General features: G+C 63.8%; 11 protein-coding genes. 2 read left to right on the plus strand and 9 right to left on the minus strand.

What is annotated here, in order from left to right; all coding sequences use genetic code 11:
- The first annotated feature begins 38 nt into the window (after nucleotides 1-38).
- Nucleotides 39-1,349, plus strand: coding sequence for an MFS transporter (locus tag BM416_RS20025; RefSeq protein ID WP_092489205.1), 1,311 nt, complete (start codon nucleotides 39-41; stop codon nucleotides 1,347-1,349).
- Nucleotides 1,350-1,391: 42 nt separating this feature from the next.
- Here the strand turns inward: BM416_RS20025 and metC are convergent, their stop codons facing one another.
- The 9 genes from metC to BM416_RS20070 form a co-directional block, all read right to left on the minus strand.
- The gene (metC, locus tag BM416_RS20030) at nucleotides 1,392-4,091 is read right to left on the minus strand and encodes a cystathionine beta-lyase (protein WP_092489206.1); all 2,700 of its coding nucleotides are present in this window, start codon (nucleotides 4,089-4,091) and stop codon (nucleotides 1,392-1,394) included.
- A gap of 94 nt (nucleotides 4,092-4,185) precedes the next feature.
- Nucleotides 4,186-4,779 (minus strand): cysteine dioxygenase family protein, encoded by a 594-nt coding sequence (locus BM416_RS20035; RefSeq protein WP_092489207.1) that lies wholly within the window; start codon nucleotides 4,777-4,779, stop codon nucleotides 4,186-4,188.
- A gap of 16 nt (nucleotides 4,780-4,795) precedes the next feature.
- Nucleotides 4,796-5,620 (minus strand): amino acid ABC transporter ATP-binding protein, encoded by an 825-nt coding sequence (locus BM416_RS20040; RefSeq protein WP_092489208.1) that lies wholly within the window; start codon nucleotides 5,618-5,620, stop codon nucleotides 4,796-4,798.
- Nucleotides 5,607-6,290, minus strand: a complete 684-nt coding sequence (locus tag BM416_RS20045; RefSeq protein ID WP_092489209.1) for an amino acid ABC transporter permease — start codon at nucleotides 6,288-6,290, stop codon at nucleotides 5,607-5,609. The genes BM416_RS20040 and BM416_RS20045 overlap by 14 nt, the downstream gene beginning before the upstream one ends.
- Nucleotides 6,280-7,005: an amino acid ABC transporter permease gene (locus BM416_RS20050; protein ID WP_027607919.1), complete on the minus strand. Its 726-nt coding sequence runs from the start codon at nucleotides 7,003-7,005 to the stop codon at nucleotides 6,280-6,282. The genes BM416_RS20045 and BM416_RS20050 overlap by 11 nt, the downstream gene beginning before the upstream one ends.
- A complete protein-coding gene (locus tag BM416_RS20055; RefSeq protein WP_092489210.1) occupies nucleotides 7,002-8,204 on the minus strand; it encodes an aminotransferase class I/II-fold pyridoxal phosphate-dependent enzyme in 1,203 nt (400 codons plus the stop codon). The genes BM416_RS20050 and BM416_RS20055 overlap by 4 nt, the downstream gene beginning before the upstream one ends.
- Nucleotides 8,201-9,622: an FAD-binding oxidoreductase gene (locus BM416_RS20060; RefSeq protein WP_092489211.1), complete on the minus strand. Its 1,422-nt coding sequence runs from the start codon at nucleotides 9,620-9,622 to the stop codon at nucleotides 8,201-8,203. Before BM416_RS20060 ends, BM416_RS20055 begins: the two co-directional genes overlap by 4 nt.
- Nucleotides 9,615-10,421: a transporter substrate-binding domain-containing protein gene (locus BM416_RS20065; RefSeq protein WP_092489212.1), complete on the minus strand. Its 807-nt coding sequence runs from the start codon at nucleotides 10,419-10,421 to the stop codon at nucleotides 9,615-9,617. The genes BM416_RS20060 and BM416_RS20065 overlap by 8 nt, the downstream gene beginning before the upstream one ends.
- Nucleotides 10,422-10,423: 2 nt before the next feature.
- Nucleotides 10,424-11,245, minus strand: coding sequence for a transporter substrate-binding domain-containing protein (locus BM416_RS20070; RefSeq protein ID WP_092489213.1), 822 nt, complete (start codon nucleotides 11,243-11,245; stop codon nucleotides 10,424-10,426).
- Between the two features lie 243 nt (nucleotides 11,246-11,488).
- Here BM416_RS20070 and BM416_RS20075 point away from each other — a divergent pair, with 243 nt between their 5' ends.
- A complete protein-coding gene (locus BM416_RS20075; RefSeq protein WP_371856060.1) occupies nucleotides 11,489-12,340 on the plus strand; it encodes a LysR substrate-binding domain-containing protein in 852 nt (283 codons plus the stop codon).
- The last annotated feature ends 67 nt before the right edge of the window (nucleotides 12,341-12,407 follow it).

Here is a 12,407-nt window from a genome sequence, read left to right on the forward strand (position 1 = left end):
CTGTATAAAAACCATAAGTCACCGCCAGGAGACACCCGATGCCCATTGCGAATGCAGCGCCCGCGACCACGGTCGCCGACCCGGTCAACACGCTTTACCACAAGATCACCTGGAAGCTGATTCCCTTCCTGTGCTTCTGTTATCTGGCTGCTTACCTCGACCGGATCAACATCGGCTTCGCCAAACTGCAGATGCTCGACCAGTTGCAGTTCAGCGAAACCGCGTTCGGCCTCGGCGCCGGGCTGTTCTTTGTCGGCTACATCCTTTTTGAAGTCCCCAGCAACCTGGTCCTGGAGCGGGTCGGCGCGAAGATCTGGATCGCGCGCATCATGATCACCTGGGGCCTGTTGTCGGCCTGCACCATGCTGGTCACCTCCACGACCCAGTTCTACATCCTGCGCTTCCTGCTCGGCGCCGCCGAGGCCGGGTTCCTGCCGGGCGTGCTGTATTACCTGACCACCTGGTTTCCCACCTACCGACGCGGGCGCATCATTGCGCTGTTCATGATCGGCCTGCCGCTGTCCAGCGTGATCGGCGGCCCGTTGTCCGGCTGGATCATGGGCCACTTCGACCACATGGGCGGCCTGCGCGGCTGGCAGTGGCTGTTCCTGATCGAGGCGGTGCCCAGCGTAGCGCTCGGCGCGCTGACGTTCTGGGCACTGCCCAACACCTACCAGCAAGCCAAATGGTTGTCGGACGAAGAAAAGGCCTTGCTCGAAACCGAACTGCGCAAGGACGACACCGATGGCGCCGGCAGCAAGCACAGCTTCCGTGACGGTTTCTTCAACCTCAAGGTATGGATGCTCGGCGGCATCGACTTCTCGATCCTGCTCAGCGCCTACGCCATGGGCTTCTGGATGCCGACGTTCATCCGCAACGCCGGGGTCACCGACACCTTCCATATCGGCATCCTCACCGCCCTGCCGAGCGTCGCCGCCCTGCTGGGCATGCTGTTGATCGGCGCCAGCTCCGACAAACACCGCGAACGCCGCTGGCACATCATCGTGCCGTTTTTCATCGGCGCGGCAGCGATGGCCACCAGTACCTTCTTCACCCATAACGTCGCGGCTACCGTGGCGCTGTTCGCGATTGCCTCGGCGGCGATCATCGGCGCAGTGCCGGTGTTCTTCAGCCTGCCGGCGACCTTTCTCAAAGGCACCGCCGCCGCCACCGGCTTTGCCCTGGCGTGCTCGCTGGCGAATATCGCCGGCCTGGTGAGCAACTCGTTGATGGGGGTGGCGATCGACGTCACCGGCAGCAGCGCCGGTGCGTTGTGGTTCTTTGCCGGCTGCCTGATCCTCAGCAGCTTCCTGGTCATCGCGCTGCCGGCAAAACTGGTCAACCGCTGACCCCCCCTGTACCGCGCCCGCCTTGCGCGGGAGCGGTCATCCTCAGCCCGCCAGGGCAAAGCCGCGTTGCAGGTCTTCGATCAACGCCGCCACATCCTCCAGACCGATGTGCAGGCGCACCACCGGGTTCAGCCCACGGTCGGCCACACTCTCGCGGTCGCGGGTGTCGGCCACGGCGACCAGGCTTTCATAGCCGCCCCACGAAGCGCCCAGGCCGAACAGCTGCAAGCCGTCGATAAACCGCTCGATGTAGGCGGCCTCGGCATTCACCAGCTCAAACGACACCAAGCCATTGCTGCCAGTGAAGTCCCGGCGCCACAACCCATGCCCCGGATGCTCGGGCAAGGCCGGATGGAACACGCGCTTGACCTGAGGTTGCGCCTGCAACCACAGGGCGATGTCCACGGCCTGGCGTTCGTGCACATCCAGGCGCGAGGCCAGGGTGCGTGCGCCGCGCAGGATCAGGTAGGCGTCGTCGGCACTCACCGCGTTGCCGAAAGTGTCGCTCATCCTGCCCAGCGCCGGCCAGGCGGCTTGCGTGGTGCACACACTGCCCATCATCACGTCGCTGTGGCCGCCGAGGTACTTGGTCAGGGCCATGATCGAGATATCCGCGCCCAACGCCAGCGGTCGATACAGGTAGCCCGAACCCCAGGTGTTGTCGACCGCGAGCAGGATGTCGCGTGGCTTGCACAACGCGGCAATCGCCGGCAGATCGCACAGCTCATACAAGAGTGAGCCCGGCACTTCGGCGTAGACCAGCCGGGTGTTGGCTTGCAGTTGCGCTTCCAGGCCCTTGCCATCGGGTGCGAAGTAGCCGACCTCGATGCCGAACGGCTGGAGGAATTCACGTGCCAGCTTGCGCACCGGGGAATACACCGCGTCGGTGATCAGCACATGATCGCCGGGGCGCAGGTAGGCCAGGAACACCTGGGCCGCTGCCGCCAGGCCCGTGCCGTAGAGCCGTGTGCGAAAGCCGCCCTCCAGCTCGGTGACCAGGTCTTCCAGCGCATGGGAGGTCGGGTTGCCACGCGCGCCGTAGCTGAGCACCCGCTCGCTGTCGCGGCGGGCACGGGCGTCGCGCATCTGCGCCAGGTTGTCGAACAGCACGGTGCTCAGGCGCGTGATGGGTACGTTGACGGCGCGGCCACCGTGGCCTTTTTCGGTGCGCGCGGCATGGATCAAGCGCGTGCGCACCCGCGACACAGGTGCCAACGGCTTGAGACTGGCGATTTCCGCTTCGCTCATTTGCGCGAGCAGGCCGATTTCCCAGGCCAGGTACTGGCGCGCGGCGTCCTTGTTGCCGCTGTGACGGTCGTGGGTGAAAAACAGGAAGTCGATGCACTCGGCGTCGGGCGGTGTCTGCGGATCCTGGTTGACCGGCAGGCCGGCCGAGACCCAGGCAGCGAAGCCACCGTCGAGCAACCGGGCCGACAGGCCTTCGGCAGCAAAGGCCGCCAATGCCGGCTCATCCGCCACCAGCACCAAGGGACGATGGTCGGTCTTGAGCCGCGCACGAATCGACCAGCGTGAACCGGCAATATGGCCCTTGCGATAGGCCATGCTCGGGCGCAGGTCGATCAGGTTCACGGCGTTCAATTCCAGCGCCAGGGCCTGAGCACTGATCAACGGCAACGGCTGATACGCCACTGGAGGCAACGCCGGCAATACCAGGCCACTGTCGATACCGCCGCTCAGCACATAGGCCTGGTGCCCGAGTTGACGCAGCCAACTGGCGACAATCGGGGCACGCACGCCATCGCTGTCCACCAGCACGATGCGCGCCTGGCGCACGCCGATATACAGGTCGGTGGCCTGGATCAACTGCCCGCCCGGTGTATGCTGCGCGCCCGGCAAGCTGCCCGCGGCAAACTCTTCGGCAGTGCGCACATCACACAAGAACAGACTGCGCTGCGCGTCATCCGCCCAGTGTCGAACCTGATCCGCCGATACCGTCACCACCCCTGCCCGCTCGGCCAATTGCCGCGCGGCCAGGCGCTGCCGAGCCAGGTCAGTGCTGACCTGATCGGCATAGCGCCGCGTACTGCCATGTTCCAGCTGGAAATCTTCCAGGTACCAGCCCTGGGTGCCGTTTTCCAGGGCATAGATCGGGTTTTTCAAGCCCAGGTTGATCAGGGTCTGGGCGCCGATAATGCTGCGGGTGCGTCCTGCACAGTTGATCACGATGGGCGTGCTTTCATCCGGCACCAGATCCTGTACGCGGTAGCCCAGCTCGCCGTTGGGGCAGCAGATGGAACCGGGGATGGTCATCTTGCGATATTCATCGAACGGCCGCCCGTCCAGCACCACCAATGGCTCGCCGCGCGCCTGCCAATCCGCCAGCTGCCGCGCAGTGACATGGGGCGTATGACTGGCCTCCTCCACTAACTCACCAAAGGCCTTGGACGGTACGTGCACACCGGCAAACAGCTGCAACCCCGCTGCCTGCCAACCCTCGGCACCGCCCTCCAGCACATGCACGCGGCGGTAGCCCAGCGCCTGCAAACGCGCGTCGACCAGCGCCGCCACCTCGCCGCCATCCTGGTCATAGATCACCAGCCGCACCTGCGGGTTGGGCGCCAGGCGGCGTACCTCCAGCTCCAGGCGGCTATAGGGCAGGTTCACCCCATGGAACAGGTGGGCCTCGCCGTATTGCCCGTGCTCGCGCACGTCGAACACGGCGATTTCCTGCCCGTCGAACAGCCATTGCTGCAGTTGACGTGGGGTGATGGTCTGGCTCATGGAAGTCCCAACAATTAAGAGAAAAGTGACTGCAACGCCAACTGTGGGAGGGGGCTTGCCCCCTCCCACAGTTGATCCGGTTGACACCCCGCGATTAGTAAGCGCGAATAGACGGCGCCATCTGCGAGGCGTTGTAGTTGAGGATGCGGCCGTCCGCGTCCACGCCGTAGCGGCCATTCAGGGATTCCAGCGGCAAGCCATACAGGTGGAAATGCAACGTTGCCTGCTCACCTTCAACCTTGATGCCATGCAGGTCTTCACCGAGGAATGAGATCGACGTGCCTGGCTGCACGATCACTTCTTTCTCCAGGCTGAGGGTGGTGAAGCCCGGTTCGCGGCCTTCGTCATTGCGTGCATAGACGTAGTTGATCTCCTGGCCTTCCACCGCGCTGATGATCGCCCAGGTCTCGTGGTTATGCGGCAGCGTGCTTTTGCCCGGCAACAGCGAGTTGAGGTACAGGGTCGGCGTATCGCCGTCGTCGTTCAGGCGATAGCGAAACGCGGTGCTGCCCTGCCCCGGCACAGGTGCGGGGAATGCCTCGAAGTTGAACAGGTCGCGGCGCTCGGCCAATTGCTCCAGCAGGCCGACGATGTCCACCAGGGCCGCACGGTCTACGCCGCGCTGATTGATGACGCGGATCTGCTGCAAAAACGCCTCGATCACGGCGGCACGGTTTGCGTTGCTCATCACGGTTTTCCTCTTATCAGACTGACAGGCTGTAACGGCTCAAATGGGTCAACAGGTACGGGTCATGGTGGATGGGACCACGGCGCCCCGAATCGCCCAAGGCATGGCGCAGGAACGTCTGGGTGCGTTCGTTGCCAGGGTTCTGGAAGATCTGCCCGGCGCTGCCATGCTCGACAATCACGCCGTTTTCGGTGAAGTACACGACGTCGCTGATCTCTTCGGCGAAGCGCATTTCGTGGGTGACCAGCACGCAGGTCATGCCCTCTTCGGTCAACTCGCGGATCACCGTCAGCACTTCGCCGACGGTTTCCGGGTCGAGCGCCGAGGTCACCTCGTCAAACAGGATCAGCTCCGGGCGCATCGCCAGGGCGCGGGCAATCGCCACGCGCTGCTGCTGGCCGCCGGACAACTGGCCGGGGTACGCATCGGCCTTGTGCTCCATGCGCACCTTGGCCAGCAGCGCCCGCGCGTCTTTTTCCGCATCGGCACGGCTGCGACCGAGCACCTTGCGCGGGGCGATCACCAGGTTTTCCAGCACCGACAAGTGCGGGAACAGGTTGTATTGCTGGAACACAAAGCCGACGCGCTTGCGCAGCTCGATGCGCTGGGCTTCCTGGACCAGGCTGTCGACCTGGGTCTGGTCCACGCGAATGCTGCCGCGCTGGGGCTGCAACAGCCCGGTGATGCAGCGCAGGATCGTGGACTTGCCCGAGCCGGACGGGCCGATGATCGACACGGCCTGGCCGCGCAGCACGTCGAGGTCGATGCCCTTGAGCACCGGGTTGGCGCCGAACGACAAGTGCACATCCCGCAGGCTCACCAAGGGTTCAGTAGAAGGCATAACGGCGCTCCAGGTGTTGGGTCAGGCGGGAAATCGGGTAGCAGTAGGCAAAGAACAGCACCAGCAGGCTCAGGTAGATCACCACGGTAAAGCCGGTCATGTTCACGGTGTTGCTGGCGATCTGCGCGGTGTCGATCACATCATGCACACCCACCAGCGAGGCCAGCGCGGTGCCCATGGTGACTACCGCGTAGAGGTTCATCCACGGCGGCAACATGCGCTTGAAGCACTGCGGCAGAATGATCGAGCGAAACAGTTGGCCACGGGTGAATGCCAGGGACCGCGCGGCTTCCCATTGGGTGCTGGGGATCGAACCGATGGCGCCACGGAAGATTTCCGCGACATTGGCGCTGGCCGGCAAGGCCAGGCCGAGGGTGACCTTGATCCAATCGGGGAACGACACGTAGCTGCTGCCGATCCGGATCTCGAACGGGAACACATAGGTGGTGAAGTAGATCAGCACCAGCCATGGCGCATTACGAAACACCTGCACCCACAGCCGCGCCACAAAGCCCAGGGGCGACAATGCCAATGCACCGATCAACAGGCCCAGCACCGAACCAATGGCAATCGCCAGCAGGCTGATCAGAATGTTCTGGCCAAAGCCTGCGACCAGCGCCGGCGACCACTGCCACAACGCCGACAGCACGGGAAATGAATCAATGGCCATAGCCGGGCATCCTCAGGCGCGCTTCAAGCCAGCGCCCCACACAATTGACGATAAAACTCAGCAGGCCGAAAAAGCTCAGGATCAGGAGCATCAGCTCCAGTACGTTGTCACTCTGGGTCCAGATCATGATCGCCGCGTAGGTGATATCGCCCACCGCAATCGCGGAGGCCACGGCGGTCATCTTCACCAGGTCGATCAGGTTGTTGATCAGCGACGGCAAGGCGAAGCGCAGCGCCAGGGGCAACTGCACATTCCACAGCAACTGGCGGCGACTGAAGGCCAGGGAGCTGGCGGCCTCCAGGGTCACGGCCGGCACCGCTTCGATGCCGGCGCGCAAGGCCTCGGCATGGAACGCGCCCTTGTGCAGCGAGATCACGATCACCACCCAGGCGAACGGCGTCAGCGGGTTGGCCGCGCCGACCGCCTGGGTCAACAGCATATTCAACACCAGGAACGCGCAGTAGAGCTGCACCAGTGTCGGCGTGTTGCGCGTGACTTCCACAAACACCCGCGCCGGCTTGGCCAGCCAGGGATTGCCTGAAGTCAGCATCGCCGCCAGCGTGATCCCCGCCAGCAGGCTGCCGAGGATGGTGAACAGGCACAGCAGGCCGGTGGTCAGCGCGCCCTGGACCAGGCTGCCGCGCTGATAGGCGTCGAGCAGGAAGGTATAGTTCAGGCCGATACGCGCGGCCCAATCGACGAAAAGCTCCATCATTGCAATTTTCCGCAGGCTGTCGCGATACGCCGCCCGGCTTCGGCAACGCTGTCGGTCGCGGTGGCGATGGACAGGCGGAACCACGGCGACAGGCCATAGGCACTGCCCGCCACGCCGGCCACGCCTTCCTCCAGCAACCAGGCCACCACATCGGCGTCATTGTCGATACGCTGGCCGTCCGGACGAGAACGCCCCACCAGCCCGGCGCAACGCACGAAGACGAAGAAGCCGCCTTGGGGCTCGAGTACGTCCAGTCCATCGATGTTTTTCAGCGCCTCGACCAGCATGTCGCGGCGCAATTGATAGGCTGCGACCTGCTCCGCGAGGAAGTCCAACCCGCCGGTATACGCCGCCAGCGCTGCGGCCTGCCCCACCGATGAGGCGCCGGAAGTGGATTGGGATTGCACCACCGCCATGGCGTCGGTGAGGGTTTTCGGCCCCGCCCCAAAGCCGATGCGCCAGCCGGTCATGGCGTAGGTCTTGGACACGCCGCCCACCAGCAGGCAGCGCGCCTGCAAATCCGGCGCGACATTCAACAGGCTCTGCGCCGGGCGACCATCGAAGCGGATGTGTTCATACAGCTCGTCCAGCAGGATCAATACGTGGGAATGACGCCGCAGCACCTCGGCCAGCGCCTGCAGCTCGGCTTCGCTGTACACCGCGCCACTGGGGTTGCCGGGGCCATTGAGGATCAGCCAGCGTGTGCGTGCGCCGATGCGCTGCTCCAATTGCGCGGGCAGCAGCTTGCAGCCCTGCTCCAGGCCGCATTCGATAAACACCGGTTCGCCGCCATTGAAACGCACGCTGTCCGGGAAAGACGGCCAATACGGCGTCGGCACCAGCACTTCATCGCCGTCATCCAGGGTGGCGGCGAAGGCATTGAAGATGATCTGCTTGGCGCCATTGGCAATCACGATGGACGCCAGCGGGTAGTCGAGTTGGTTTTCTTCGGCCAGCTTGCGCTGCACCGCGACGCGCAAGGCTTTAACGCCCGGCGTCGGTGTGTATTTGGTCGCGCCGGCAGCGATGGCTGCGCAGGCGGCCTGCTTGATGTGCTCGGGCGTGTCGAAATCCGGCTCGCCGGTGGTGAGGTCAAGGATGTCGCGACCGGCATCGCGCAATTCAGTCGCGCGGGATTTGGCCGCGGCGTTGGCGGACAGCGACACTCGCTGCACACGCCGGGACAGGCGTACGGTCATGGCTGAACCTCGAGGACTTTGCCGGGGTTGAGCAGGTTGTGCGGATCCAGCGCCTGCTTGATGCGGCGCATCAGGTCCAGTTCCACCGGGCTTTTATAGCGGCCGAGCAGGCCGACCTTGCGCTGGCCAATACCGTGTTCGGCACTGATCGAACCCGCGTGGGCGTGGGCGCTGTCGTGCACCAGCGCGCTCAACTCGGCGTAATGCGCCATATGCGCCTCCACCGTCGAATCCAGCGGATGGGCCACGTTGTAATGCAGGTTGCCGTCGCCCAGATGGCCGAAGGTGAAGTTGCGCACGCCGGGGAAATGTTCCTGGAGCACTGCATCGGTATGGGCAACGAAGGCCACCACCTGAGAAATCGGCACCGAGATGTCGTGCTTCATGTTGCCCCCGGCACGTTTCTGCGCCTCGCTCATGTTCTCGCGCAGCAGCCACAAGGCGTCGCTTTGCGCCAGGCTCTCGGCAATCAGGGCGTCGGCGATCAATGCGTGCTCGAAGGCTTCTCCGAGCACACGCTCAAAGGCCTCGCGGGCATGGTTCTCGCCGTGGTTGTCAGAGAGTTCGATCAAGGCAAACCAGGGTTGGCTCGCGTTGTTGAACGGCTGGGGGCCTTCAGGGAACTGGTCGCGCAGCAAGGCCAGGCAATCGGCGCTGAGTAATTCGAAAGCGGTGAGATTGGCGCCAAAACCGGCACGGGCGTGGGACAGGAACGCCACCGCCTGGGCCAGCTCGTCAAAGGCCAACAGTGCGGTGGCCTGGGCCTTGGGCAGCGGGAACAGCTTCAAAGTGGCGGCAGTAATAATGCCAAGGGTGCCTTCGCTGCCGATGTACAGGTCGCGCAAGTCGTAGCCGGTATTGTCCTTGCGCAAACCGCGCAGGCCATCCCATATCTCGCCTTCGGCGGTGACGACCTCCAGGCCCAGGGTCAGCTCACGGGTGTTGCCATAGCGCAGCACGGCGGTGCCGCCGGCATTGGTACCGAGGTTGCCGCCGAGGGTGCAACTGCCTTCGGCGCCCAGGCTCAACGGAAACAGACGGCCGGCCTCGCGGGCCACGTCCTGGACGTTTTGCAGGATGCAACCGGCTTCTACCGTGAGGGTGTCATTGTCGGTATCGACATTGCGCACACGGTTCATGCGGTCGAGCAGCAGCAACACCGAACGCCCGCTGGCGTCCGGCGTGGCGCCGGCCATCAGGCCGGTGTTGCCGCCCTGCACCACGACGGGCGCTTTCAACGCCACACAGGCGCGCACCACCGCGGCAACTTCTTCGGTATTCCCTGGGTGCACCGCCGCAACCACCCGCCCGCGATAACGGCCCTGTTTATCGGTGAGGCGGTGCGCCGCCTCATCACTGGTTTGTACATGGGCCGCGCCGAGCAGTTGTTGCAAGGTGGCGAACAGCGCATCACTCATGGCTGAACTGCTCATGCAGGTCACGCAGGGCCTGGGACGGTGCCATGCCGGTGCGCTCGCCGAGGGCGATCAGAAAGCCGCTTTTATGCCAGCCCTTCACGATGGCATCGAGCTTGGCCTGGGTGTCGTGCTCGCCCTTGCGAATCCAGATCACCGATTTCGACGGGATCAAATCGCCGGGCAACGGGATTTCATAACCGGCCCACTCGGCATCGCTGAGCAGCGCATGCATGGTCGGGCTGACATGTACGGCGGCCACGCAACCATTGCCACGCAGCGAGAGCAGCGATTCGGATTGGCTGCGGAACGCCTTGATCTGTGCGCCGTAGGTCTCCTGCAAAGGCTTGATGAAGTTGCTGCCCTGGGACACGCACACCGGCTGGCCCTTGAGGTCGGCCCACTGCTGGATGCCGGCGCCTTTGCGAATCAACGCAGCGCCGCCGACTTCTTCATAGGGCGTAGGCACGTAGTCGAGGATTTCGGCGCGCTCTTCGGTGAACTGCATATTGGCGATCAGGATGTCGACCTTGCCCTGTTGCAGGAACTGCACGCGGTTGGGCGCCAGCACCGAGACAGTCTGGGTCTCGACACCCAGCGCCTGGCCGATGCCTTTGGCCAGCTCGACGTTGTAGCCCAGGTGTTCGCCGGTCTTGGGATCAATGGTGCCGAACGGCGGACCGCTGAGGATCACGCCGACGCTGATGACGTGGCGTTGCTGGATCTTGTCGAAGGTGGCATCGGCATGGGCGAGGCCCGCGCACAGGGCCAGGCCGAGTGCGGTGAAGGTTTTCAGGTTCATGCTCAGGCGCCCTTGAACTGTTTCTGCAATTCCACCAGGGCCGGCGATGCCGGGCTGATGCGGTTGCGGGTCTGGGCCTCGATCAGCCAGCCGCTGCGGTGCAGTTCCTTGACGATCGGGTCGAGCCTGGCCTGGGTGTCATTCTCGCCGCGACGGGTCCAGATCACCGACGGTGCCGGGTTGAGTTCCGGGCCGAGGACGCGGTAGTCCTTCCATTCGGCGCTGTCGTTGACCAACGGGTTGATCAGGGTGGCGTCGTGCACCGCCGCGACGCAGTTGTTACCGCGCAGGGCCAGCAACGATTCGGACGAGCTCTTGAACGCCTTGAGCTGCGCGCCGAACCCGGTCAGCGGCTTGACGTAGCTGCTGCCCTGGGAGGTGCACACGGGTTGGTCCTTGAGGTCTTCCCAACGGGTGATCTGGCTGTCTTTGAGCACCGCAGCCGCACCGCCGACGCGATAGAACGGGGTCGGCACAAAACCGAGGATCTCACCGCGCTCGGCGGTCCATTCCATATTGGCGATCAGCAGGTCGACCTTGCCCTGCTGCAGGAACTGTACGCGGTTGGCCGGCAATACCGGCACCAGCTGCACCTCGGCCTTGAGTTGACGGCCCAGCTCATTGGCCAGGTCGACGTTCAAGCCCTTGGGCTGTTGCGTCGCCGGATCGATGCTGCCAAACGGCCCGCCGGACAACAACACGCCCACCACCAGCACATGGCGCTGCTCGATCTTGTCCAGGGTCGCATCGGCCTGCGCCGCCACACTGCCGCCCAGGGCGATCATCGACCCCAGGGCCACCGGCAACCATTTCTTCAACATCATTGGACTTCCCCCTGGCGAATGATCGGCGTACCCCGACCTGATGGAGGCGCATGCTAGGGAGAGTACGGGGGCAACGGAAATGCAAATATCTCATATCGTTATAACTTGCCGTGTCTGCCCCGCCTTAGTTTTTGGCATAACCCTTCATTTATTGGCCCACGCAAAAATAATCTTTAGAAAAGCATAAATATCTGTAATGTTTAACTTCACTTCCTTGATATAAAACCGCCCCTGGAAATGGCCATGTCGACCCTCGACCTTGAACTCCTGCGCACCTTTATCGCCGTGGTCGACCACCACAGTTTCGCCGAAGCCGGCACGCACCTGGCGCGCACCCAGTCGTCCGTGACCCAGCATATGCAGCGCCTGGAGCAGCAAGTGGGGGTCAGCCTGTTCGAGAAGCGTGGCCGGCAAAAACAACTGACCGAGCCCGGCCGGCAACTGCTGCGTCATGCGCGGCAGATGCTGGCGCTGAATGATGATGCCTTGAATTCCCTGCGCGAAAGCAGCCTGAGCGGCGTGCTGCGCATCGGCTCGCCCCACGATATTGCCGACACCATCCTGCCGCCGATCCTCAGCCATATCGCCCGCTCGGCGCCGCGCCTGCGCCTGGAGATCGATGTGGGCCGCAGCCCGTTCCTGATGGACGACCTGCACCGGGGCAAGGTCGACATGGTGATCTCCACCCGCGCCGACCCGAACCTGGAAGGCTTTGCGCTGCGGACGTCGCCGGTGTGGTGGATCTGTTCGGCGCAGTACATTCACCAGCCCAGCGAGCCGCTGCCGCTGATCCTGGTGGATGAGCCGAGCATCTACCGGCGCTACGCGCTGGAGGCGCTGGAACGGGCGAACATTCCCTGGCGCCAGGCGTACCTGGCGTCGAACCTGATCGGGATTAAAGCGGCCACTCGCGCGGGCCTGGGGGTGACGCCGCGCAGCATGGAAATGCTCGGCCCGGACATGCGCGTGCTGGGCGAAACGGATGGGTTGCCGAGGTTGCCGGAGGTCACGTATTACCTGTGGATTCGGCCGAATACGGCGAACCCCACTGCGCGCAAGGCGTATGACTTGATTCGGGGCAGCCAGGGCCTGTAAAGACGGGGCTGGCATCTGGATTTTATCCCGTTAGAATCATCGCCATTCCCGCCTGCCCTCCCTGACA

It is taken from the genome of Pseudomonas sp. NFACC42-2 (assembly GCF_900116055.1).
In the GTDB taxonomy this organism is placed as follows: domain Bacteria; phylum Pseudomonadota; class Gammaproteobacteria; order Pseudomonadales; family Pseudomonadaceae; genus Aquipseudomonas; species Aquipseudomonas marginalis.

Excerpts from the sequence above, each read along its gene's own strand:
- BM416_RS20075 (WP_371856060.1), top strand. The coding sequence starts at position 11,489 with ATGTCGACCCTCGACCTTGAACTCCTGCGCACCTTTATCGCCGTGGTC.
- BM416_RS20070 (WP_092489213.1), bottom strand. The coding sequence starts at position 11,245 with ATGATGTTGAAGAAATGGTTGCCGGTGGCCCTGGGGTCGATGATCGCC.
- BM416_RS20045 (WP_092489209.1), bottom strand. The coding sequence starts at position 6,290 with ATGGCCATTGATTCATTTCCCGTGCTGTCGGCGTTGTGGCAGTGGTCG.
- BM416_RS20050 (WP_027607919.1), bottom strand. The coding sequence starts at position 7,005 with ATGATGGAGCTTTTCGTCGATTGGGCCGCGCGTATCGGCCTGAACTAT.
- BM416_RS20025 (WP_092489205.1), top strand. The coding sequence starts at position 39 with ATGCCCATTGCGAATGCAGCGCCCGCGACCACGGTCGCCGACCCGGTC.
- BM416_RS20035 (WP_092489207.1), bottom strand. The coding sequence starts at position 4,779 with ATGAGCAACGCAAACCGTGCCGCCGTGATCGAGGCGTTTTTGCAGCAG.
- BM416_RS20055 (WP_092489210.1), bottom strand. The coding sequence starts at position 8,204 with ATGACCGTACGCCTGTCCCGGCGTGTGCAGCGAGTGTCGCTGTCCGCC.
- BM416_RS20060 (WP_092489211.1), bottom strand. The coding sequence starts at position 9,622 with ATGAGTGATGCGCTGTTCGCCACCTTGCAACAACTGCTCGGCGCGGCC.
- BM416_RS20040 (WP_092489208.1), bottom strand. The coding sequence starts at position 5,620 with ATGCCTTCTACTGAACCCTTGGTGAGCCTGCGGGATGTGCACTTGTCG.
- metC (WP_092489206.1), bottom strand. The coding sequence starts at position 4,091 with ATGAGCCAGACCATCACCCCACGTCAACTGCAGCAATGGCTGTTCGAC.
- BM416_RS20065 (WP_092489212.1), bottom strand. The coding sequence starts at position 10,421 with ATGAACCTGAAAACCTTCACCGCACTCGGCCTGGCCCTGTGCGCGGGC.